We start from the raw sequence: 22,947 nt of genomic DNA, 5'->3' as shown, positions 1-22,947 counted from the left end.
CCCCGCGGCGCCGGATGTGACATGTACGCGCGCGGTGGACCAGCGCCCTCACCCCTCCCGCCCGGCCGTCGTGCCTGGTGGGACGGGTGGATCGGGTGATGTGATCAGAGGCACAGGGCACGCGGCAACGAAACGTTTGCGTTTCGATAGGTCGGGTCGTACCGTCGTTGGAGTACGAAACCGTTTCGTTCATGCAGCGGTTCCGGTCGGTTCCTGCCCGTCCCGTTCCTCCTCAGGAGTCCCGCCTCATGTCATCCCAGTCCACCGCCGACGCGCACGTCGGCGACTCCGCCGCGGCCTCAGGGCCCCTCGGCGCGGGCCCCACGGGCCCGGTGCAGAAGACAGAGAAGGCGAACCACCGCTGGTGGGTGCTGAGCGTCATCGCGCTCGCCCAGCTCATGGTCGTCCTCGACGCCACCATCGTGAACATCGCCCTGCCGTCCGCCCAGAACGCCCTCGGCTTCAGCGACGGAAACCGGCAGTGGATCGTCACCGCGTACTCCCTCGCCTTCGGCTCCCTGCTGCTGCTCGGCGGACGCCTGGCCGACCTCATCGGCCGCAAGATCGTCTTCCTGATCGGCGTCGTCGGCTTCGCGGGCGCCTCCGCCCTCGCCGGCGCCGCGCAGAACTTCGAGGTGCTGGTCACCGGCCGCGCTCTCCAGGGCCTGTTCGGCGCCCTGCTCGCGCCGGCCGCGCTGTCGCTGCTCAACACGACCTTCACCGACGCCAAGGAACGCGCCAAGGCGTTCGGCATCTACGGCGCCATCGCGGGCGCGGGCGGCGGTGTGGGCCTGCTGCTCGGCGGTGTGCTCACCGAGCACCTGAGCTGGCGCTGGACGCTGTACGTGAACCTGATCTTCGCCGTCCTCGCCTTCGTCGGCGGTATGGCCTTCCTGCGCAAGGGCGCTCCCGCCGACCGCCCCAAGCTCGACGTCCCCGGCACGGTCATGGTCGTCGCGGGTCTGTTCGGCCTGGTCTACGGCTTCTCGAACGCCGAGACCCGCCACTGGGGCTCCCCGATGACCTGGGGCTTCCTGGTCGCGGGCGGCGTGCTGGTCGGCGCCTTCGCCTGGTGGCAGACCAGGGCCGCGCACCCGCTGCTGCCGCTGCGCGTCCTGCTGGACCGTGACCGCGGCGCGTCCTTCATCATGCTGGCGATCTCCGGCGCCGGGATGTTCGGCGTCTTCCTCTTCCTGACCTACTTCCTCCAGGCGTCGCTGCACTACACGCCGGTCAAGACCGGTCTGGCGTTCCTGCCGATGATCGGCGCGCTGATGGTCTCCGCGCAGATCGCCACCAACAACCTGATGCCGCGGTTCGGGCCCCGCCCGATCGTCCCGCTCGGCATGGCGATGGCCGGCGCCGGTATGGCCTGGCTGACCGTCCTCGACCTCAACAGCACCTACGCGGCGCACGTCCTGCCGCAGTTGCTCGTCATCGGCTTCGGTATCGGCCTGGCCCTGCCGCCCGCCATGAGCGTGGCCACCGCGGGGATCGGCGCCGACGACGCCGGTGTGGCCTCCGCGGCCGTCAACACCATGCAGCAGGTGGGCGGTTCCATCGGTACGGCGCTGCTCAACACGCTGGCCGCCAGCGCCGCGACGAGCTACCTGTCCAGCCACAAGCCGTCCCCGGCCGTGGCCGCGCAGGCCCAGCTCCACAGCTACTCCACCGCCTACTGGTGGTCGGCGGGCCTCTTCGCCGTCGGCTTCGTCCTCGCCGCCCTCATGTACCGCAGCGGCCGTCCCAGCCAGGGCGACACCACCGTCCAGGCCGTCCACATGTAAGCAAGCCTCCGGGCTCCCCAAGCCCCCCGGCCCCGCAGTGAGCGGTAGTGGGCCGGGGTCAAGGGGACCGGGCCGCCGGGTCATCGTGGGGACGGGACACCCGGCACCCCCGGCCCCCCGACCGGCCGCCCGGCCAGTGCGCCGCCCCCGTGCGCACAGGCCGGGCGGCCGGTCTCTCTTTTCCCGCACCCTGTCCGACGGGTAGGGTGCGGCGCATGATCCTCCCCCACCGTGTCTAGGCAGCGGTAAACGCCCACAGACGACCGGCCCCGCCCTGACGGCGGGTTGACGGCGCTGCGCGGCATACGCGAAACCGCCCGCCTTCCCCCGGAAACCCGAGGATCACCCCCATGTCCGCGCCTGCCCGGGCTGCGTCCTACGCTGCCGTCTTCCGCCTTCCCCATGCCCGTCGCACCTTCGGTGCGGCCCTTTTCGGACGCCTCGGCTACGGCGTCGTCTCGCTCTCCCTCGTCCTGTCCCTGACCTCCGCCACCGGGTCGCTGTCGCGCGGCGGGCTGCTGGCCACGCTCTTCGCGACCGTGTCCGTCCTGCTCGGCCCCGCGCGGGCCGCGCTCGTGGACCGCTGGGGCGCCAGGCGCGGCCTGACCACGCTGGCGCTGCCGTTCGCCACGACCCTGTTCGTCCTGGCCGCGGCCGTACGGGAGCCCGGCACGCCGCTGTGGGCGTTCGCCGGGCTCAGCGGCGCGGCGGGGGCGCTGTGTCCGCCGCTCGGGCCGACGATGCGCGCGCTGTGGGACGCGCTGACGCCCGACGAGGCGCTGCTGCAAAGGGCGTTCAGCGTCGACACGGTCGCGGAGGAGCTGATCTTCCTCAGCGGGCCGCTGCTCGTGGTGGCCGTGCACCCGGTGAACGGCCTGGTGCTCTCCGGCGCCCTGATCGGCTGCGGCACGCTCGCGATGGTCACCTCCCCCGCCGCCCGGCTGCTGCCGCCGCGCCACACGTCGACCGCTTCGGCGGTCGAGCGGCTGCGGCTGTTCGGCGAGAAGGGCGGCGGCGTCCGCAGGGCCGCGTACGCCGCCGCCGGGATCGGCTGCTGCCTCGGCTGCGTGGAGCTGTTCGTGATCGCCTTCGCCGACCGGCACCACCACCCCTCGGCGGTCGGCTGGATCCTCGCCGCGCAGTCGGCGGGCAGCGCGCTCGGGGGTCTGCTGTACGGCCGGATCTCCTGGCGGCTGCCCGCCGCCGCCCGGCTCCCCGGCCTGCTCCTCGTCCTGGCCGCGCTCGTCTCGGTCACGGCCGCCGCCCCCGTACTCACGGTGTTCGGCCTGTGCGTCGCCGCCGCGGGCACCTTGACCGCGCCGATCCTCTCGACCGCCTATCTCGCGGCGGCGGGCGCGGCGCCCGACGGCGCCACCACCCGCGCCACGACCTGGGTCAACTCGGCCGTCAACGCCGGGTCTTCGGCCGGTGGCGCCGTGGCCGCACTGCTGGTCGCCGGCGTGCCGCTGGCGCTCTGCTTCCTCCTGGCGGCGGTCCCGCCGCTGCTGGCCGCCGTCGCGATCGGCCGGGCGCGGCGGACGAAGGGCGGGGCCGAGGGTCCCGTGCTCGCGGAGGAGGGCGGAGGCGTCTGAGCGCCCGGCCACGGGGCGGCGGGCGGGCCCTCAGAGTTTGGGGGCCGCCCGGTTGAGGCGCGTGGCCAGGCCCTCGTAGTGCACGACCAGACCGTCGGCGTCCACGTCGATCTCGCTGCGGTACGTGCCGGAGGCGTAGCCGAGCCGGGCCCCTGACATCAGCGGGGTCAGGTGGGTGTAGCCCTGGATGGAGGGGCGGACGGCGAGGGTCGGGACGGGGACGAAGGCCATCAGGAAGTCCTGATGGCCTTCGTTGCGGTGGAGTTGGTGCCGCAGCACCGGCATCGTGTTGGTGAGCGGTGACATGCCGAGGTCGCAGTCGAGCGCGCCGTCGAGCGCGAGGACGACCTGCCCGTTGGCCGTCCAGCGGCTGCGCTCGTCCCGGCGCAGTTCGAGGTCGTAGGTGCCGTCGACGGTGTGCGAGGTGACGTGCAGCCGCCGGGTCACGTACCCGGCGTCGGTGTCCAACTCATAGCTCAGCCAGTACGGTTCGGGCTTCAGTCCGACCGCGCGGCCGTGCGCGCGCAGCCGTCCGGCGGCCAGTTCGACCCACGCGGTCTCGTATCCGCCGGTCTCCTCGACCTGCCAGGTGAGTACGGTGTTCGGCGCTGTCATGGCGCAAACGTAACGTTCGCCCCGGATCGGACGCCATAAGCGTGGCGAGGACACATGGACGACGGCGGTCCGCGGCCGTGTCCGGCGGACGCGTCACTCGATCGGCGGGTGCCGGGCGCGGGGCGGGCGGGCGGCCGAAGAGGCGCGCGCGCCCGGTCGGCGCGGTGTCCACGCCTCGACCTCGCCGAATGCGCGTCCGGCGGCCGGGTTACGGTGGCTGCATGCACGTGAGCCAGCACGACGGACCCGGTGACCGGACTCCCGAAGGACAGCCCCACGAGCAGACGGCCCCCGCGACGGCCCGCGAGACGCCCCCCGGGCCGGTCTCGCCGACCGCGGAATCCGTGCCCGTACCGGAAGGGCCGCTGTATGTGCCGGTGCGACAGGGGCCCGCGGGCTATGTCGTACGGCTGTGGCGTACGCCCGTCGGCAGCAGGACGGCGGTCGCCTTCACCAGTGACCAGCGGCTGCGCTCGGTGCTGGGGCCGACCCAGCCGTGGATCAAGCTCTCGGAGAGCGCGCTGCGCGCGATGGCCGAGCCGCTGGGCGCCCGGCATCTGACCGTCGACCCGCTGCTGACCGCCCGGCCCCCGGCTTCCTGGACCGATCCGGCGGCGGGCCGCCCCTGCCCGCGGCGCGGCACCGACGGCGCCGCGGCGGGCGCCGCTGAAGGGGACGAGGGCGGCGACGGCATACGCCAGCAACCGGCGGGCCTGGCACCGTAGTTCGCCGTTCGAGACCCCGGCACGCCAGGGTGCGCCGCGGCGCACCCTGAGCACGTACGCCCCCGGCCTCAGCCCGCGGGCTGCACCTCCCCCACCATCTGCGCCGTCACGTCCCCGCGCCCCGCGAGGTCGCCCGGCGGGATGCCCGGGTGGTGCCGGTCGGCGGACTGCGCGGTCGCGGGCGCGGCGTCGCCGAGGGCCAGCCGGGAGACGATCCGGTAGCGGTCGCCGCGGTAGACGGAGTGGACGTACTCCACCGGACGGCCGGTGGCGTCCTTGGTGAGCCGTTCGAAGAGCAGCGCCGGTGACAGGACGGGCACGCCGATCAGCCGGGCCTCCTCGTCGTTGGTCACGGTGGGCTCGATGGACTGGACGGCCTCGTGGACGTGGACGCCGTGCCGGGCGCGCAGGAAGTCGTAGAAGTCGCCGGACTCCATGTCCGCCGCGTGCAGGCCGGGCACGAGGTCGGCCGGGACGTGCAGGTATTCGATGGCCATCGGCTCGTCGTCGACCAGCCGGAGCCGGGCGATGTAGGTGATCTCGGCGGCCGGGGAGATGCGCAGCTTGCGGCCGACGCGGGCGCCCGCCTGCACGGTGGTGAACTCCAGGACGCGGCTGGCCCAGGTGCCGGACGCCTGCGGGAGGCGGTGCGCCTGGCCGTCGAGCGCCAGCTCCTGGGTGATCTTGGCGCGGGCGACGAACATGCCGCGGCCGTGTTCGCGGACCAGCAGTCCCGTGGTGACCAGTTCGTCCACGGCGGAGCGGAGCGTGGGGCGGGAGACGCCGAGCTGCTCGCACAGGGTGCGCTCCGACGGGATCGGGTCGCCGGGCGCGCGCGACTCGACCAGTTCCATCAGGTAGTCGCGGACCCGTTCGCGTTTCAGCGCCGAGCGCGGCGGCTCGCTGGCCATGGGGGGCACCTTCCTGCCGCCGACGGGTCACCGGTGTGCCGCCGTCGTGCGGGTGAGTTCGTATGACGTGCTGCTGAGTTCGGGGGCGTGCCGGTGGGTTCATGTGACGTGCTGGTGAGCTGAGGTTATCCAGATGCTGACCAGTATGCCAGCGCTCCTTGCCACCTGGCTTTCGGGGGCCTCATTCGTATACGGCCTGCGTGTGGCGGGTGCGCGGCGGACGGCGGGTCGGCGGGCGACGGGTGCGCGAACTCTTGACGTGCTCAGTGGTCTATGCCATTTTCACTGACCAGCACTAGACCAGTTGGCAAGTGGTAAGTCCTGTTCGCTCCCTGCCCGAGGTGACATCCCCGTGAGATCCAGACTCGTTCCCGGCGCCGCGGCGCTCGTCCTCGCCGTCGCCGCGCTCTCCGCGTGCGGCTCCTCCTCCGGATCCGGCGGCTCCGGTGACTCCGGCGGCACCGGCGGTTCCGCCAAGACGCCGGCCCCCGCCAAGCTCACCGTGTGGATCATGCGCGGCAGCATGTCCGACGGTTTCCTCAGCCGCTTCAGGTCCGACTTCGAGGCCGGGCACAAGGGCACCACCCTGGACATCCAGATCCAGGAGTGGGACGGCATAGGCCAGAAGATCACCAGCGCGCTGGCCAGCAACGACGCACCCGACGTGATGGAGGTCGGCAACACGCAGGTCGCGCAGTACGCGGCGAGCGGCGGCGTCAAGGACCTCACCGACAAGGTGACCGACCTCCAGGGCGCCGACTGGATTCCCGGCCTCGCCGACCCCGGCAAGATCGACGGCAAGCAGTTCGGCATCCCCTGGTACGCGGCCAACCGCGTCGTGATCTACAACAAGGACCTCTTCTCGAAGGCGGGCATCGCCGCGCCGCCCAAGACCCGCGACGAGTGGATCCAGGACACCACCAAGCTCAACACCGGGGGCAACGACGGCATTTACCTGCCGGGCCAGACCTGGTACGCGCTGGCCGGATTCATCTGGGACGAGGGCGGCGACCTGGCGGTCCAGGACGGCGACAACTGGAAGGGCGCGCTGGACACCCCGCAGGCCAAGGCGGGCATGGAGTTCTACAAGCGACTCCAGGCGCTCGGCAAGGGCCCGAAGGACTCCGACGAGGCCAAGCCGCTCCAGGCCGACGTCTTCGCCAAGGGCAAGAGCGCGCAGATCATCTCGGTGCCCGGCGGCGCCGACGCCATCGTCAAGGCCAATCCCGCGATGAAGGACAAGATCGGCTTCTTCCCGATCCCCGGCAAGACCGCCGACAAGCCGGGCGCGGTCTTCACCGGCGGCTCCGACCTGGTGATCCCCGAGGCGTCCCGGCACCAGGCGCTCGCCTACGAGGTGGTCAAGGCGCTCGCGGGCACCAAGTGGCAGACGGACATGGCCAAGGAGATGAGCTACGTGCCCAACCGCACCTCGCTCGCGGGGGTGTTGGCGGGCAACGAGGGCGCCTCGGTGATGGCGGTCGGCGCGGCCAACGGCCATGCCACGCCCAACTCGCCCAACTGGGCGGCGGTCGAGGCCAACAACCCGATCAAGCAGTACATGACGCAGGTGCTGACCGGCAGCGACCCGGACGCGGCGGGCAAGACGGCCTCGGCGGCCGTCACCAAGGCCCTCGACACCGCCTCCTGACCGGCCACGCCCCGCCCGCTCCCTATCTGATCCGCGTCCGCCCGACAGCGTCCGATCAGCGCCCCGAGGAGAACCGCCGTGCTCACCGCTCCCAACGCCGCCTCACGGCCGGCCGTCGCGGAACCGCCACCGCCGCCCCGCGAACGCCGGCGCCGCCGCCGCCCGCTCGCCGCGGTCTGGCCGTATCTGCTGGTCGCCCCCACCGTGGTGGGCACGGCCTTCCTGCTGGTCTACCCGCTGGTCAGAAACACCGTCATGTCGTTCCAGCACTTCGGCCTCGGCGAGCTGATCCGCGGCGGCGCCACCTGGGTCGGCTTCGCCAACTACCGTACGGTGCTGGACGATCCGGAGTTCTGGACGGTGGTCCGCCGCACCCTGTGGTGGACCGGGCTGAACGTCGTGCTGATCATGGTGCTCGGCACGCTCGTCTCGCTGATGCTCGTCAAGCTCGGCAAGCGGATGCGGCTCGCGGTGATGAGCGGTCTGGTCCTGGCCTGGGCCACTCCGGTGATCGCGGCCACCACGATCTTCCAGTGGCTGTTCCAGTCCCGTTTCGGAGTGGTCAACTGGCTACTGGTAAAGCTGGGCTTCGAGTCGTACCGCGACTACACCTGGTTCGCGCACGGCGGCTCGACCTTCGCGATCCTGGTGACGCTGGTGGTCTGGCAGTCCGTGCCGTTCGCCGCGCTGACCCTCTACGGCGGCCTGACCACGATCCCGGCGGAGCTGTACGAGTCGGCCAGGATCGACGGCGCGGGCGCCTGGCAGACCTTCCGGCTGGTCACCTACCCCATGCTGCGCCCGCTGTTCGCGCTGATCACCTCCCTTGAGGTGATCTGGTGCTTCAAGTGCTTCGCCCAGATCTGGGTGATCAGCGAGGGCGGTCCCAACGGGGCGACCACCACGCTGCCGGTCTACGCCTTCCAGATCGCGCAGTCCCTGCACAAGTACGACCTCGGGTCCGCGGTCTCCACGCTGACCGTCCTGATCCTGCTCGGCGTGCTGGTCTTCAACCTGCGCCGGATGTTCCGTGAGGAGGGCGCGCAGTGAGCACGTTCACCGCAACTGGTAAGGCCCCGCGCGCGGGCGGACCGGGCGGACCGGGCGGACCGGGCGGACCGGGCGGCGCGGGCCGTCGGAAGCGGCCGGGCCGCGGGTCCCTGCGGCGGCTGCCGCTCAATCTGGCCGCGCTGTTCACGCTGGCGGTCGCCGCCTTCCCCGTGTACTGGATGGTGATCACGGCCTTCAAGCCGACCACCGCCATCCAGGCCGACACCCCGTCCTTCCTGCCGCTGCACCCCACCTTCGCGCACTTCCGCACGGCCATGCACGCCGACGGCTTCGGCACCTTCTGGCGCAACAGCCTGACCGTGACGCTCGGCGCGGTGCTGATGTCGCTGGTGGTGGCGCTGCTGGCGGCCTTCGCGGTCGGCCGGATGCGCTGGCGCGGCCGGCGGGCCTTCATCCTGCTGGTCTTCACCGCGCAGATGGCGCCGTGGGAGGCGCTGCTGATCCCGATGTACGTGATCGCGCGGGACACCGACATGCTCGACAAGCTGTCGATGCTGACGCTGGTCTACTTCATGACGACGCTGCCGTTCACGATCGTGACGCTGCGCGGCTTCCTCGCGGCGATCCCGGTGGAACTGGAGGAGGCCGCCCAAGTGGACGGCTGCACAAGGCCGCAGGCGTTCCGCCGGGTCACCTTCCCGCTGCTCGCGCCCGGCCTGCTGTCCACGTCGCTGTTCGGCTTCATCACGGCGTGGAACGAGTTCGCCTTCGCCAACACGCTGATCATCAAGAACCAGGACGCCCGCACGCTGCCGGTCTGGCTCTCCTCGTTCAGCAATGTCTTCGGTACCGACTGGGGCGCCACGATGGCCGCCTCCTCGCTGTTCATGCTGCCCGTGCTGCTGGTCTTCCTCGTCCTCCAGAACCGGGTCACCACCGGAATGACCGCCGGCGCCGTGAAGGGCTGACCGCGCGACCGCTGTCCACGCTCCCTGCCCGCGACCGCTGCCCGCGACCGCTCCCCACGCCCGCTCCCAGGTCACCTCGCTCGACGCCGTCGACCGCCGACCCCCGCCGCCCCCACTGGAGCCGCTGTGATCATTCCGCACCCCTCCCATCTCGCCCGTATCCCCGGCCACTTCACCTTCGACGCGACCACGTGCGTCCGGGCGAGCGACGGCGCCCAGGGCGCGGCGGACCTGCTGCGTACGCTGCTCGCGCCCGCCACCGGGCTGCCGCTGCGGCCCTCGCCCACCGGCCGGGTGGTGCTCGCGCTCGACCCCGAGCTCGGCGGTCTCGGCGCGGAGGGCTACGGCCTGACCGTCGGGCCCGACGCGGTGCTGCTGCGGGCGGCCAGGCCGGCCGGACTGCTGCACGGTGTGCAGACGATCCGTCAACTGCTGCCCGCGCAGGCCCTGTCGGAGCGCCCGGAGAGCGGGGTCGCCTGGCGCATGCCGTGCGTGCAGGTCACCGACGTGCCGAGGTTCGGCTGGCGGGGCATGATGCTGGACGTCGCCCGGCACTTCCAACCGGTGTCGTTCCTGCGGCGCTTCGTGGACCTGCTGGCGTTCCACAAGCTGAACGTGCTGCATCTGCACCTGACCGACGACCAGGGCTGGCGGATGCCGGTCGCCGCCTACCCCCGGCTCACCGAGGTCGGCGGGGCCAGGTCCCGCTCGATGATCGGGCGTTCGGGCAGCGGCCGGTTCGACGACCTGCCGCACGCGGGGGCGTACACCACCGCAGAGCTGCGGTCGCTGGTCGCCTACGCGGCCGAGCGCGGCGTCACGGTGGTGCCGGAGATCGAGATGCCGGGGCACACCCGCGCGGCGCTGGCGGCCTATCCGCACCTGGGGAACGTGCCGGGGCGCGAGCTGGACGTGTGGACCGAGTGGGGTGTGTGCCGCAACATCCTCGGCGTCCACGACGAGGTGCTGGACTTCTGCCGCACCGTGCTCGGCGAGGTGCTCGACGTGTTCCCCTCCTCGTACGTGCACATCGGCGGCGACGAGTGCCCGGTCACCGAGTGGGAGGAGAGCCCGGCGGCGCGGCGGCGCGCGGCGGAGCTGGGCCTGGCCGCGCCCAAGGACCTGCGCGGCTGGTTCCTCGGGCGGATCGGCGACTTCCTGATCGAGGCGGGGCGGCGCCCGCTGTGCTGGGCGGAGGACTCGGGCACGCTGCCGCCGGAGTTCACCGTGATGCCGTGGCGGGACACCGACCACGGGCTGGCCGCCGCCCGGCGCGGCCACGACGTGATCATGGCGCCGCACCGCTCCACGTATCTGGACTACCCGCAGACCGAACAGCCCGGTGAACCGCTCGGCCAGGCGGGCGGAATCGTCGACCTGCGGGCCGTGCACGGCGGCGAGACCGTACCCGCCGACTGGGAACCGGCCGCGGCGGCACGTGTGTTGGGCACGCAGGCGCAGCTCTGGAGCGAATTCGTGCCGACGGCCGAACACGCCGAGTACCTGGTCTTCCCCCGGCTGTGCGCGCTGGCCGACCGGGCCTGGAATCCGGCGGGCGACTGGTCGACGGACTTCCTGCCCGCCCTGCTCCGGCACGAGGACCGGCTGGCGGCGCTGGGTATCGCCCACCGGACGATCCCGCACCCCGCGGTCCCGCCGCACACCCCCCGAGCCACCTCCCGCACCACCTCTCCCCGGACCATCTCCCAGTAGTCCCGCACCATCACCCCCCTCTGGAAAGGGATCACCGTGTCAGGAAAGTTCCGCATGTCGACCCGCGTCCGTACGGCGATGGCCGTCTGTACGGCGGCCGGTCTCGCCTGCGCCGCGCTCACCGCGATGCCCGCCTCGGCGGCGCAGGACTCGCTGAGCGCGCAGTACCGCACCAGCGCCTCCGGCGCCACCGCCGACCAGTCGGAGCCGTGGCTGGAGGTCACCAACACCGGCAGCACCACGGTGCCGTTGAACACCGTCACCGTGCGGTACTACTTCAAGTCCGACGGCCCGAACGTCAGTTACCGCTTCGCGTGCTCGTGGGCGGTCAAGGGCTGCGGCAACATCACCGGCACCTTCGGGACGCTGGCCAATCCGACGGCCACCGCGGACCGCTACCTGGAGATCGGCTTCACTTCGGGCGCGGGTTCGCTGACGCCGGGTCAGAACACCGGTGACATGCAACTGCGGTTCTACCGCGCCGACTGGCAGACCCTCACGCAGTCCGACGACTACTCCTTCAACGGCTCGCAGACGGCGTACGCGAACTGGAACAAGGTCACGGTGCAGAAGAGCGGCGCCGTGGTCTGGGGCACCGCGCCCGCGGGCAACGACCCGACCAACCCGCCCACCACTCCCCCGACCACCCCGCCGACCGGCAACCCGACCGGTCCCGCGATGTTCGACGACTTCACCTACACCTCCAGCTCCGACCCGGCCGTGCAGCAGCACGGCTGGACGGTCAAATCCGGTCAGGGCGGCCCCGGTGTGGCCGGCGCCACCTGGTCGCCGCAGGACGTGACCTTCGTCGCCGACGGCGCGAGCAACAAGGTGATGAATCTGCGGCTCACCACCGACGGCACGGCGGCGGGCACCAAGGAGACCGAACTCCAGACCACCGCAAGGAAGTTCAAGAACGGCACCTACGCGGCCCGGGTCAAGTTCAACGACACACCGACCGGCGGCCCCGACGGCGACCACGTCAACCAGACCTTCTTCACCTTCACGCCGCTCAACGCGCCGATGGACCCGAACTACAGCGAGCAGGACTTCGAGTACCTGCCCAACGGCGGCTGGGGCGAGACCCAGAACATCATGTACGAGACGTCCTGGGAGACCTACAACCCGGACCCGTGGAACGCGGTCAACACCCACGGCCAGCAGTACGGCAGCCTCGACGGCTGGCACAACCTCCAGATCACCATCGACAACACGAACATCACCTACTACATCGACGGCAACCAGGTCGCGCAGCACGGCGAGCCGTACCTGCCCGAGACGCCGCAGTGGATCGACTTCAACCACTGGCTGATCGACCTCGCGGGCCAGACGAGCAACACCCCGCGCTCGTACAACCAGCAGGTCGACTACGTGTACTTCCTCAAGGACCAGGTGCTGACGCCCGCCCAGGTGCAGACCCAGGTCGCGGCCTACCGCACGGCGGGCACCACCTTCACGGACACCGTGCCGTCCTCCTGATCCGGTGGCGCGGCCGGGACCCCGGACCGGGGGCCCGGCCCGCCGTCCGGTCGCCGGCCCCCCGGACCTCCCCGCGCGGGAAGTCCGGGGGGCCGGCGGGTTTCTGTTATCCCCCTGGTCGTGGCAGCGTCTCCTGTCCGAGGGCAGATACGTGTCACCCGGCCGGAGTCCGGGCCAGGACGGAGTGTGAGCAGCATGCGCGCAGGCGACCGGGTCGGTCCCGACCCCGCGTTGGTGAGTGCCGCGCGGGCGGGCGACCAGGCGGCACTCGACCGGCTGGTCGCGGAGTGCCTGCCGCTGGTCTACAACATCGTCGGGCGCGCCCTGGACGGGCACGACGACGTGGACGACGTGGTGCAGGAGACGCTGCTGCGGGTGGTCCGCGGCCTGTCCGACCTGCGCGACCCGGCGGCGTTCCGTTCCTGGCTGGTGGCCATCGCGGTCCGCCAGGTGCGCGACCGCGAGCAGGCCCGCAAGGCGGCGTGGCACCAACAGACCGCCCTGGACGCGGCGGAGCTGATACCGGACCCGGCCTCGGACTTCGCCGCCGTGACGATCCTGCGGCTCGGGCTGACCGACCAGCGCCGGGAGATCGCGGAGGCCACCCGCTGGCTGGACCGCGACGACCGTACGCTGCTCGCGCTGTGGTGGCTGGAGGAGACCGGCGACCTCGGCCGCTCGGAGCTGGCCGACGCCCTGGGCCTGACCCGGCAGCACGCCGCGGTGAAGGTCCAGCGGATGAAGGAACAGCTCGAAACCTCGCGCACGGTGGTGCGGGCGCTCGGCGACGCGGGCGGCTGCGCGGGTCTCACGCATGTGACCGGCGGCTGGGACGGTGTGCCGAGCCCGCTGTGGCGCAAGCGCTTCGCGCGGCACATCCGCGGCTGCCCGGACTGCGGGCAGCGCGGCCGGACGCTGCTGCCGATGGACCGGCTGCTCAGCGGGCTGCCGCTGCTGCCGGTGCCGCTCGGGATGCCGTTCAGCGCCCCCTTCGGCGGGCACGCCCCGGCGGCGCCCCCGCACACCGGCCCCGCGGGCCCGCCGCCCGCGCACTCCCCGATACCCCCCTCCCAGGCCGCTCCCCAAGCGGCGGCCCCGCGCACCGCTCCGCGACACCGCCCCCCACGGCGGAGCGGTGCGCCCCGGGGAATCCGCGGCAGGCTGCTGCACGGTCCGCTGAGCGTCCCGGCCGCCGCGATGGGCGCGGTCGCGGCGGTGGCGGCCGGAGCGCTGCTGGCCGTGCACCTGTCGGCCGACCGGTCCCCCGGCACCCCGGCCGCCGACAGCACGCCGATCCGTCCTTCGGTGACGATCTCGGCGCCCGCCACGACCGCCTCCCCCTCCCCCACGCCGTCCGCGACGAGGACCGGCGCCAAGCCGACGACGAAGCCGCCGCGCAAGCCCACGCCGACGACCCATGCGCCGCCGCCCGCGGCGCCGCCGCCGGTCGCGCCGGTCTCCTCGGTCCGCAAGGGCGTCGGGGTGTGGTCCTTCCCCGGTGTGAACACCGCGCTCGACCGGTCGGGCGCGGGCTGGTACTACACGTGGTCCACGACGCACGGCGGCATCAGCGGACCCGGCTTCGTGCCGATGATCTGGGGCGGTGACAGCGCGAGTCCGACGGCGCTGGCGCAGGCGAAGGCGGCGGGTCCGTACCTGCTGGGCTTCAACGAGCCGGACATGGGCGGCCAGGCGAACATGACGGTGGATCAGGCGCTGTCGCTGTGGCCGAAGTTGATGGCGAACGGCAAGGTGCTCGGCAGTCCCGCGGTCGCCTACGGCGGCGACACGGCCGGCGGCTGGCTCGACCGGTTCATGTCGGGGGCTCAACAGCGCGGCTACCGCGTCGACTTCATCGCCCTGCACTGGTACGGCGGGGACTTCACGACGCCGAACGCGGTCTCCCAGCTCAAGTCGTATCTGACGGCGGTCCACAACCGGTACAACAAGCCGATCTGGCTCACCGAATTCGCGCTGATCGACTTCGCCAACGGCGTCCGCTTCCCGACCGACAGCCAGCAGGCCGCCTTCGTGACGGCCGCGACGAAGATGCTCGACGGACTGCCGTGGCTCCAGCGGTACGCCTGGTTCGGGCTGCCCGCCGACGACAGCAAGCCGAGCAGCGGGCTGTTCCACAGCGGTCCGGTGGAGACGGCGGCGGGGCGGGCGTTCGAGGCGGCGCGCTGAGCGGTCGTCAGCGCGCCGCCTCACCCGGCGGGCCGCTCGAACCGCACCTCGGGCGTCCGCGCCCGCGGGTCGGAGGCGGCCAGCAGCCGCAGACCCTCCGCGTCGAGCGCGTCCCGGTCGGCCGGGCGCAGCGGCGCGAAGGGCGCGACGACGACGGCCGCCGTGTCCTTGGCACGCTCGAACCGCCAGGTGCCGCCGACGAATCCGTCGACCAGGACCGTGCCGCGGATGATGCCGTTGACGGTCATCACCCGCGGCCGGTGCTCGTCGGCGAGGACGCGGGTGCGGTCGGCGTGCGAGAGCAGCAGATTGTCGAAGTCGGCGACGAAGCGCGCGGAGACCTCGGTGGCGGGGTCGGTGAGTTCCGCGTCCGGCAGGTCGTACAGCTCCCTGCCGTCCTCGGCGGTGTAGGTCCGGCAGTCCAGCGCGGTGAAGACCTTCTTGAGGCCGGTGAGTCCGCACCACTTCTGCATGTCGGCGGGGGTGGCGGGGCCGTACGCGGCCAGGTAGCGGCGGACCAGCGCGGCCGGTTCCGCGGCGGTCGCGGCGGGGTCGGCCATCGGCTGTCCCAGCCAGTCGTCCAGCAGGGTGTAGGCGGGCTGGGCGCTCGCGCCCCACAGCCCGCGCGGCGGCACCTGTGCCAGCGGCGCCCACACCCGTAGCGCGTTGACCAGCGAGGCGGGGTCCGCGTCGGGCCAGCGGGCGCTCAGCGCGGTACGCAACTCGGCGGGTCCCAGCGGCCGTTCGGCCAGCGCCTCGCGGCCGTGCGCGACCAGTTCCGCGCGGTCGACGCCCGCGGCCCCGGCCGCCCACTGCGAGCCGCGAAATCCCCGGTCCAGCATCGGCTGGATCCACGGCCGCAGCCGCAGCGCGTCCGCCGCCGTCACCAGATGCACGGTGCCGCGCATCAAGACGACGCGCACCACCGCGCGTTCGGTGAGCAGCGTGCCCAACTCGTCGAAGCGGAAGCCGTTCAGCCGGGTCCACAGGCCCGGATAGGGCGAGGTGGGGTGCTGCGACTGGAGTCCGAGCAGATGGGCGACGGCGTCCTCGGCGGCCGTCCGCCGCCGGTCCAGCAGAAGCTGGCGCGCGAGCAGGGTCCGGTTGAGAGTGCGGCGGTCGAGCGGCGTGAGCATGGCTCCTACGCTAGGGCCCGTCGCGGACAGTTGCTGTCCGCGACGGCGGGCGGGCGGTGCGGGCGGTGCGCGCGACGGCCGAGCCACTGGCCACCCTGACCTGCGGGAAGAAACGGTTTTCGGTCCCCGAACCAAGTGATGGGTGACAGGTGGCAGACAGCACAGGAGGTCCCCGCGTGCAGATACCCACGCACGAGCCCGGACGGAACCGAACCCCGTTCGGCGAGGTGTACGAGGCGCACTTCGACGCCGTTCTCGGCTTCATTACCCGGAGAACCACCGACCGGCACTTGGCCGCCGACCTGACCGCCGACGTCTTCGTGGCCGCGCTGGAGGCATTCGAGGGTTACGACCCCAGGCGCGGCACGCACCTCATGTGGCTCTACGGGATCGCCCGCAACACCACGGCCGCACATGCCCGCCGCGCGGTACGTGAGCGGGACGCGGTGGCCGCGGTCAGCGGTCGGCGGCTGCTGGACGAGCAGGACATGCAGCGCTTCGAGGAGCGCATCGACGCCGAATGGGCGGCCAGGGAGTTGCTCGCCCGGCACGCCGGGCTCTCCGAGCCGCTGCGCGCGGTGATCGACCTCGTCGCTGTCGACGGTCTCACGACCAAGGAGGCCGCGAAGGTGCTCCGGATCTCCCAGGCGACCGCCCGGGTCCGCCTGCACCGCGCCCGCGCCGCCCTGCGTGCCGAATCCACCACCCCGTCCGCCGCATTCGATTCCCCCCTCACGGAGGTCACCCGATGAACACCCCGGTCGGATTCAAGCAACGCCTCGGTGCCGAGCTGGCCCTACTGGAACAGGTACGAGCCGAACAGCGGGAAACAGAGCGGGCATCCCGACCAAAGCCGCCGGTGGCCGCCCGCGGGATCCTCGCACGTCCCGCCGTACGTCGGACCGCGTTCGCGGGCCTGGCCGCGGGCGTGGCGGCCACCACGATCGTCGCGACCTCCTCCGTCTGGGGAGCGCAGCCCCGGCCGGTACACGCCATGACGGTCGCCCAGGTGCTGGACGCCGCCGCGGACAACGCCGCGAAGGGTCCGGGCAAGGAGCCGGGTCTCCACCAGTGGTTGTACACGGACGATGTTGTCTGCGTGACGACGTGCGGGCACGAGCGGTCCTGGTACCGGTACGACGGTCTCAAGAGCGCATCGGTCGGCAAGTCATTGGCGTCAGGAAACCGCACTGCCGTCCAGGTGCGCGATGTCTTCACCCCCTTCCGCTCGGGGAAGGTCGGGGACCATCCGCGGGAGACCCGCGAGGTTCTGTCCCGACTGCCCACCGATCCCCACGAGCTCCTCAAGCGGGTGAGTACTGACCCCTTCTTCAACAGTTCAGGAGAAGAGCCGGGCGCGGCCCCCACCAACGGAATATTCCACAGCCTGGGTGAACGGCCCCCGGCCGTCACACCCGCAGCGCAGTTCACCAGGATCCTCCACATTCTGCGGACCGCATCGACCGTCCCGCCCCGGATCAACGCCGCGCTTTACCACGCGCTGGCGCTGATCCCCGGAACCACGCTGGTCAGCACGCCGATGCGAGACGCGGCCGGTCGGCCGGGACTCGCCATCGCCTTCGATTTCCACGATCGGCAACGAACGCACGAGTACCTCATCCTGGACCCGAGCACGTACACCTACCGCGGCGACCGCGTCGACTGGCACGGAGAGAGCGACTTCTCCGATTCCTTCGCCCGCGTGACGACCGGCGTCGTCGACCATCCCGGCCAGATGCCCGGCGGCCCCGCCCCGGACCCCTCGGACATCGTGGAACTGCCCCCGGTCGTCCAGGCGCCGCTCAAAGCACGCTGACCGACACCGCCAACAGGAGTCCGGGCCGCCCTGGACCCGGGCCCCGCAACGGCGGTGCGGCGAGGTCCGGGTGCGGGTCCCGATCGGGACCCGCACCCGGTCTCGGCGGGCCGGTGGCCGCTACGCGGCCGGGGAGCCCAGGCGGCGGGACGGGGTCTTGGGCTCGTGGTGGATCGGGGTGCGGGCGCCGGTGAGGGGGGCGCCGGAGCCGCCGCGCGAGTGGGCGACGATCTCGGCGGCGATCGACAGGGCGGTCTCCTCGGGCGTGCGGGCGCCGAGGTCGAGGCCGATCGGCGAGTGGAGCCTGGCCAGGTCGAGTTCGGTCACCCCGGTGTCGCGCAGCCGGTCCAGGCGCGCGAGATGGGTGCGGCGCGAGCCCATCGCGCCGATGTAGGCCAGCGGCAGCCGCAGCGCCCGCTCCAGCAGGGGGATGTCGAACTTGGCGTCGTGGGTGAGGACGCAGACCGCTGTACGGCCGTCCAGCCGCCGCTGCCGCGCCTCTGCCTCCAGGTAGCGGTGCGGCCAGTCGACGACTACCTCGTCGGCCTCGGGGAAGCGGCGGGCGGTGGCGAAGACCGGCCGCGCGTCGCAGATCGTCACGTGGTAGCCGAGGAACTTGCCCGCCCGTACCAGCGCCGCCGCGAAGTCGATCGCCCCGAAGACCAGCATCCGCGGCGGCGGCACGCTGGCCTCGACCAGCAGGGTGAGCGGCGCGCCGCAGCGGCTGCCGTCCGCGCCGATCACGACGGTCCCGGTGCGCCCGGCGGCCAGCAGCGCGCGGGTCTCGGCCGCCGCCGTACGGTCCCGCTCGTCGTCACCGAGCGAGCCCGCGTACGCACCGGCGCCTTCGGCCTCGGACACCAGCAGCGCCCGGCCCAGCAGCTCCGCCGGGCCCTCGACCACACGGGCCACCGCCGCCGCCTCGCCGGAGACGGCCGCGGCCAGCGCCGCGACGACCTCGGGCCGTACCGCGGGGTCGATCCGCTGCACGAAGATGTCGATCGCGCCGCCGCAGGTCAGGCCGACGGCGAAGGCGTCCTCGTCGGAGTAGCCGAAGTGCTGGAGGACCGCGGCCGCGTCGGGGCCCGCGGCCAGCACCTCCCGGCACAGCTCGTAGACCGCGCCTTCCACGCACCCGCCGGACACGCTGCCGATGGCGTCGCCGCCGCCGTCGACGGCGAGCGCCGCACCGGGCTGGCGCGGGGCGCTGCCGCCGGTCGCGACGACCGTCGCGACGGCGAACGGACGCCCGAGACCGCACCAGCGGTACAACTCGTCAGCGATGTCCAGCATGGCGTTCCAGCTCCTTCTTCCTACAACTCGCTCTTCCCGGCGGTCACTTGACGCCGAGCCAGCCCTCGATCGGGTGCAGGGCGAAATAGACGACGAAGACGGCCGTGAGAATCCACATGAACAGCCCCGGCTCGCGCCACTTGCCCTGCGCGGCCTTGATGGCGGTGTACGAGACGACCCCGGCGCCGACTCCCGCGGTGATGGAGTAGGTGAACGGCATGAGGGCGACGGTCATGAAGACCGGTACGGCCACGGCGCGGTCGGACCAGTCGACGTGCCGTGCGTTGCTCATCATCATCGCGCCGATCACGACGAGCGCGGCGGCGGCGACCTGGCCGGGCACGATCTGGGCCAGTGGAGTGAAGAACAGGCCGAGCGCGAAGAGGACGCCGGTGACGACCGAGGACAGGCCGGTGCGGGCGCCCTCGCCGACGCCGGTCGCGGACTCGATGAAGACGGTCTGCCCCGACGCTCCCGCGACGCCGCCGATCGCGCCGCCCGCGCCGTCGACGAACAGCGCCTTCGACAGGCCCGGCATCCGGCCCTTGTCGTCGGCGAGCCCGGCCTCGGTGCCGACGCCGATGATGGTGGCCATCGCGTCGAAGAACCCGGCGAGCACCAGAGTGAAAACGATGACGCCGACGGTCATACCGCCGATCGAGCCCCAGCCGCCGAACTCGACATGGCCGAAGAGCCCGAAGTCCGGCATCGAGACCGCGCTGCCCTCCAGCTTGGGCGCGCTGCCTCCCCAGTCGGCCGCCGTGAGGTCGCCCGCCGCGTTGACGATCACGGACAGGACCGTGCCGGCCACGATGCCGATCAGGATCGCGCCCGGCAGATTCCTGGCCTGGAGCATGAAGATCAGCAGCAGGGTCACGCAGAAGAGCAGCACGGGCCAGCCGCGCAGCTGGCCGCCCGCGCCGAGGGCGACCGGGGCCGTGCCGTGCGGGTCGCCCTTGCCGACGAAACCGGCGTTGACCAGGCCGATCATCGCGATGAACATGCCGATGCCGATGGTGATGCCGTGCTTGAGCGCCAGCGGTATCGCGTTCATGACGATCTCGCGCAGCCCGGTGACCACCAGCAGCACGATGACGCCGCCGTAGATCACGCACATACCCATAGCCTGCGGCCAGGTCATGTTCGGAGCCACTTGGGTGGAGATCACCCCGGCCACGCTCAGCCCCGCCGCGAGCGCGAGCGGCACCTTGCCGACGAAGCCCATCAGCAGGGTGGAGACGGCGGCGGCCAGCGCCGTCGCGGTGATCAGCGCGGCGTGGCTGAGCTTGTGCCCCGCCACGTCGGGTCCCGACAGCAGCAGCGGGTTGAGGAGCAGGATGTAGCACATCGCCATGAAGGTCGTGATGCCGCCGCGGACCTCGCGGGGGATCGACGAGCCTCGGGCCGAGATGTGGAAGTACCGGTCGAGCCAGGATCTCCCGGCGGGCTGTCGCGAGCCTTCGCCCGCGTCCTCCGCCGCCGTCCGCGGCTCTACTGGCGTCTGGGTCATGGTGCCAACTCCCAAGGTTCACAGGGGCACTCGTACGCGGTGTACGGGATTTGGGATCTGCGTGGCCTGCACGACCCGGGGGACGGCCCGAGACGAACAAGAAAGGGGGACCGGGGGGCGGGAGCCCCCCGGCCGCCTAGGTTCCGGTCAGGTGCTCCGGCCGGATCGGGGTCCGGTTCAACTCCAGCCCCGTCGCGTTCCTGATCGCCGCGAGGACCGCGGGAGTGGACGACAACGTGGGCGCCTCGCCGACGCCGCGCAGGCCGTAGGGCGCGTGCTCGTCGGCGAGTTCGAGCACGTCGACCGGGATGGTCGGCGTGTCGAGGATCGTGGGGATCAGGTAGTCCGTGAAGGACGGGTTGCGGACCTTGGCGGTCCTGGGGTCGACGATGATCTCCTCCATCACCGCCACGCCCAGGCCCTGCGTGGTGCCGCCCTGGATCTGGCCGACGACCGACAGCGGGTTGAGCGCCTTGCCGACGTCCTGGGCGCAGGCGAGTTCGACCACCTTGACCAGGCCCAGTTCGGTGTCGACCTCGACCACCGCGCGGTGCGCGGCGAAGCTGTACTGGACGTGGCCGTTGCCCTGTCCGGTGCGCAGGTCGAACGCGACGGTCGGGCGGTGCCTGAACTCCAGTTCCAGGTCGACGGCTTCGTCCTCCAGGACGTCCGCGATGTCGGCCAGCGCCTCGCCGCCGTCGGTGACGACCTTGCCGCCCTCCAGCAGGAGTTCGGCGGTGGCCCACGCCGGGTGGTAGGTGCCGAATTTGCGGCGGCCGGTCTCCAGCACCTTCTCGCGTACGGCTTCGCAGGTGTTCTTCACCGCGCCGCCGGTCATGTACGTCTGCCGGGAGGCGGAGGTGGAACCGGCCGAGCCGACCCGGGTGTCGGCGGGCTGGATGGTGACCTGGGTGACGCCGAGTTCGGTGCGGGCGATCTGGGCGTGCACGGTGACGCCGCCCTGGCCGACCTCAGCCATCGCGGTGTGCACGGTCGCGACCGGCTCGCCGTTGATGACCTCCATCCGCACCCGGGCGGTGGAGTAGTCGTCGAAGCCCTCGGAGAAGCCGACGTTCTTGATGCCGACCGCGTAGCCGACACCGCGTACGACGCCTTCGCCGTGCGTGGTGTTGGACAGGCCGCCGGGCAGCGCGCGTACGTCGGCGGCTCCCCCGGCCACCTCCCACTGGCGCTCGGGCGGCAGCGGGCGGGCCTTGACCCGGCGCAGCAGTTCGGCGACCGGCGCGGGCGAGTCGACGGGCTGGCCCGTCGGCATGAGCGTGCCCTGCTCCATGGCGTTGAGCTGACGGAACTCGACCGGGTCCAGGCCGAGTTCGGCCGCGACCTTGTCCATCTGCGCCTCGTAGGCGAAGCACGCCTGGACCGCGCCGAAGCCGCGCATCGCGCCGCAGGGCGGGTTGTTGGTGTAGAGGGCCAGCGCCTCGATGTCGACGTCCTCGACGACGTACGGGCCGACCGACAGGGAGGCGGCGTTGCCGACGACGGCCGGGGAGGCGGAGGCGTAGGCGCCGCCGTCCAGCACGATCCGGCACTTGATGTGGGTGAGCTTGCCGTCGCGGGTCGCGCCGTGCTCGTACCAGAGCTTGGCGGGGTGGCGGTGGACGTGGCCGAAGAAGGACTCGAAGCGGTTGTAGACGATCTTGACGGGCTTGCCGGTGCGCAGCGCCAGCAGGCAGGCGTGGATCTGCATCGACAGGTCCTCACGGCCGCCGAAGGCGCCGCCGACGCCGGAGAGCGTCATCCGGACCTTCTTCTCCGGCAGCCCGAGGACCGGCGCGATCTGCCGCAGGTCGGAGTGGAGCCACTGGGTGGCCACGTAGAGGTCGACGCCGCCGTCCTCGCCGGGCACGGCCAGGCCGGACTCGGGGCCGAGGAACGCCTGGTCCTGCATGCCGAAGACGTACTCGCCGCTGACGACCACGTCGGCGCGGGCCGCCGCCGCGTCCGCGTCACCGCGCACGATGGGCTGGCGGTGGACGATGTTGGGGTGCGGGACATGGCCGATGTGGTGGTCCTCGCGGCCCTCGTGGACCAGGACGGCACCCGGCGTGGTGGCGGACGCCTCGTCGGTGATCACCGGCAGGTCGACGTACTCCACGCGGATCTTCGCGGCGGCGCGGCGCGCGGTCTCCGGGTGGTCGGCGGCGACCAGCGCCACCGGCTCGCCGTGGTGGCGGACCTTGCCGTGGGCGAGGACCGGGGTGTCCTGGATCTCCAGGCCGTAGTTCTTCACCTCGGTGGGCAGGTCGTCGTAGGTGAGCACCGCGTAGACGCCCGAGGTGGCCAGCGCCTGTGAGGTGTCGATGGAGCGGATCTCGGCGTGCGCGACGGTGCTGCGCAGCGTGTAGCCCCACAGCATGTCCTCGTGCCACAGGTCGGAGGAGTAGGCGAATTCGCCGGTGACCTTCAGGATGCCGTCGGGGCGCAGCGTGGACTCGCCGATGCCGCCCTTGGAGGCGGCGCCCTGAGTGAGGCTGGTGGGTGTCCGGGTGACGGACGAACCGGCGCCGGGCGCGGGTGTGTTGGGCATGC

17 protein-coding genes are annotated in these 22,947 nt (G+C 72.1%); 11 read left to right on the top strand and 6 right to left on the bottom strand.

Annotated elements, in window-relative coordinates:
- The first annotated feature begins 248 nt into the window (after window positions 1-248).
- The gene (locus ACZ4EF_RS09800; RefSeq protein ID WP_467503732.1) at window positions 249-1,787 is read left to right on the top strand and encodes a DHA2 family efflux MFS transporter permease subunit; all 1,539 of its coding nucleotides are present in this window, start codon (window positions 249-251) and stop codon (window positions 1,785-1,787) included.
- Between the two features lie 350 nt (window positions 1,788-2,137).
- Window positions 2,138-3,379 (top strand): MFS transporter, encoded by a 1,242-nt coding sequence (locus ACZ4EF_RS09795; protein ID WP_467503730.1) that lies wholly within the window; start codon window positions 2,138-2,140, stop codon window positions 3,377-3,379.
- 30 nt (window positions 3,380-3,409) lie between these two features.
- Here ACZ4EF_RS09795 and ACZ4EF_RS09790 read toward each other — a convergent pair whose 3' ends face one another.
- A complete protein-coding gene (locus ACZ4EF_RS09790; RefSeq protein ID WP_391049429.1) occupies window positions 3,410-3,994 on the bottom strand; it encodes a putative glycolipid-binding domain-containing protein in 585 nt (194 codons plus the stop codon).
- A gap of 221 nt (window positions 3,995-4,215) precedes the next feature.
- Here ACZ4EF_RS09790 and ACZ4EF_RS09785 point away from each other — a divergent pair, with 221 nt between their 5' ends.
- The gene (locus tag ACZ4EF_RS09785; RefSeq protein ID WP_391049427.1) at window positions 4,216-4,719 is read left to right on the top strand and encodes an SAV_915 family protein; all 504 of its coding nucleotides are present in this window, start codon (window positions 4,216-4,218) and stop codon (window positions 4,717-4,719) included.
- A gap of 68 nt (window positions 4,720-4,787) precedes the next feature.
- Here the strand turns inward: ACZ4EF_RS09785 and ACZ4EF_RS09780 are convergent, their stop codons facing one another.
- Entirely contained in the window at window positions 4,788-5,630 is an 843-nt protein-coding gene (locus ACZ4EF_RS09780) for a GntR family transcriptional regulator (RefSeq protein WP_391163588.1), read from the bottom strand.
- A gap of 352 nt (window positions 5,631-5,982) precedes the next feature.
- Here ACZ4EF_RS09780 and ACZ4EF_RS09775 point away from each other — a divergent pair, with 352 nt between their 5' ends.
- From ACZ4EF_RS09775 to ACZ4EF_RS09750, 6 genes are all read left to right on the top strand, one after another.
- A complete protein-coding gene (locus ACZ4EF_RS09775; RefSeq protein WP_467503727.1) occupies window positions 5,983-7,281 on the top strand; it encodes an extracellular solute-binding protein in 1,299 nt (432 codons plus the stop codon).
- A gap of 78 nt (window positions 7,282-7,359) precedes the next feature.
- Complete coding sequence (locus ACZ4EF_RS09770; protein ID WP_467503725.1) at window positions 7,360-8,331, top strand: carbohydrate ABC transporter permease; 972 nt, start codon at window positions 7,360-7,362, stop codon at window positions 8,329-8,331.
- A 179-nt stretch (window positions 8,332-8,510) separates the two neighbouring features.
- Window positions 8,511-9,260, top strand: coding sequence for a carbohydrate ABC transporter permease (locus ACZ4EF_RS09765; protein WP_355339482.1), 750 nt, complete (start codon window positions 8,511-8,513; stop codon window positions 9,258-9,260).
- 126 nt (window positions 9,261-9,386) lie between these two features.
- Window positions 9,387-10,973 carry a beta-N-acetylhexosaminidase gene (locus tag ACZ4EF_RS09760; RefSeq protein WP_401311713.1) on the top strand — a complete coding sequence of 529 codons (1,587 nt, stop codon included), beginning with the start codon at window positions 9,387-9,389 and terminating at the stop codon, window positions 10,971-10,973.
- 54 nt (window positions 10,974-11,027) lie between these two features.
- Complete coding sequence (locus ACZ4EF_RS09755) at window positions 11,028-12,452, top strand: cellulose binding domain-containing protein (RefSeq protein ID WP_355338895.1); 1,425 nt, start codon at window positions 11,028-11,030, stop codon at window positions 12,450-12,452.
- Window positions 12,453-12,647: 195 nt separating this feature from the next.
- Window positions 12,648-14,639 (top strand): sigma-70 family RNA polymerase sigma factor, encoded by a 1,992-nt coding sequence (locus ACZ4EF_RS09750; protein ID WP_401856084.1) that lies wholly within the window; start codon window positions 12,648-12,650, stop codon window positions 14,637-14,639.
- Window positions 14,640-14,659: 20 nt separating this feature from the next.
- On the opposite strand, the gene ACZ4EF_RS09745 is transcribed toward ACZ4EF_RS09750, so the two are convergent.
- The gene (locus ACZ4EF_RS09745) at window positions 14,660-15,775 is read right to left on the bottom strand and encodes a winged helix DNA-binding domain-containing protein (RefSeq protein WP_355338889.1); all 1,116 of its coding nucleotides are present in this window, start codon (window positions 15,773-15,775) and stop codon (window positions 14,660-14,662) included.
- A 176-nt stretch (window positions 15,776-15,951) separates the two neighbouring features.
- Here ACZ4EF_RS09745 and ACZ4EF_RS09740 point away from each other — a divergent pair, with 176 nt between their 5' ends.
- Window positions 15,952-16,527, top strand: coding sequence for an RNA polymerase sigma factor (locus ACZ4EF_RS09740; protein ID WP_355338887.1), 576 nt, complete (start codon window positions 15,952-15,954; stop codon window positions 16,525-16,527).
- Window positions 16,524-17,591 carry a CU044_5270 family protein gene (locus ACZ4EF_RS09735; protein WP_467503722.1) on the top strand — a complete coding sequence of 356 codons (1,068 nt, stop codon included), beginning with the start codon at window positions 16,524-16,526 and terminating at the stop codon, window positions 17,589-17,591. Before ACZ4EF_RS09740 ends, ACZ4EF_RS09735 begins: the two co-directional genes overlap by 4 nt.
- A gap of 120 nt (window positions 17,592-17,711) precedes the next feature.
- On the opposite strand, the gene ACZ4EF_RS09730 is transcribed toward ACZ4EF_RS09735, so the two are convergent.
- The 3 genes from ACZ4EF_RS09730 to ACZ4EF_RS09720 all read right to left on the bottom strand — a co-directional run bounded on the left by ACZ4EF_RS09730 (window position 17,712) and on the right by ACZ4EF_RS09720 (window position 22,945).
- On the bottom strand, window positions 17,712-18,884 hold the full coding sequence (locus tag ACZ4EF_RS09730; RefSeq protein WP_402711665.1) for an XdhC family protein: 1,173 nt from the start codon (window positions 18,882-18,884) through the stop codon (window positions 17,712-17,714).
- Between the two features lie 43 nt (window positions 18,885-18,927).
- Window positions 18,928-20,394 carry an NCS2 family permease gene (locus ACZ4EF_RS09725; protein ID WP_355338878.1) on the bottom strand — a complete coding sequence of 489 codons (1,467 nt, stop codon included), beginning with the start codon at window positions 20,392-20,394 and terminating at the stop codon, window positions 18,928-18,930.
- A gap of 136 nt (window positions 20,395-20,530) precedes the next feature.
- Window positions 20,531-22,945, bottom strand: a complete 2,415-nt coding sequence (locus ACZ4EF_RS09720) for a xanthine dehydrogenase family protein molybdopterin-binding subunit (RefSeq protein WP_467346428.1) — start codon at window positions 22,943-22,945, stop codon at window positions 20,531-20,533.
- Window positions 22,946-22,947: the final 2 nt, after the last annotated feature.

This window comes from Streptomyces sp. NPDC025721, from assembly GCF_055558595.1.
Note: the sequence above shows the minus strand (reverse complement) of the source record. Positions and strands in the feature narration are given on the sequence as shown.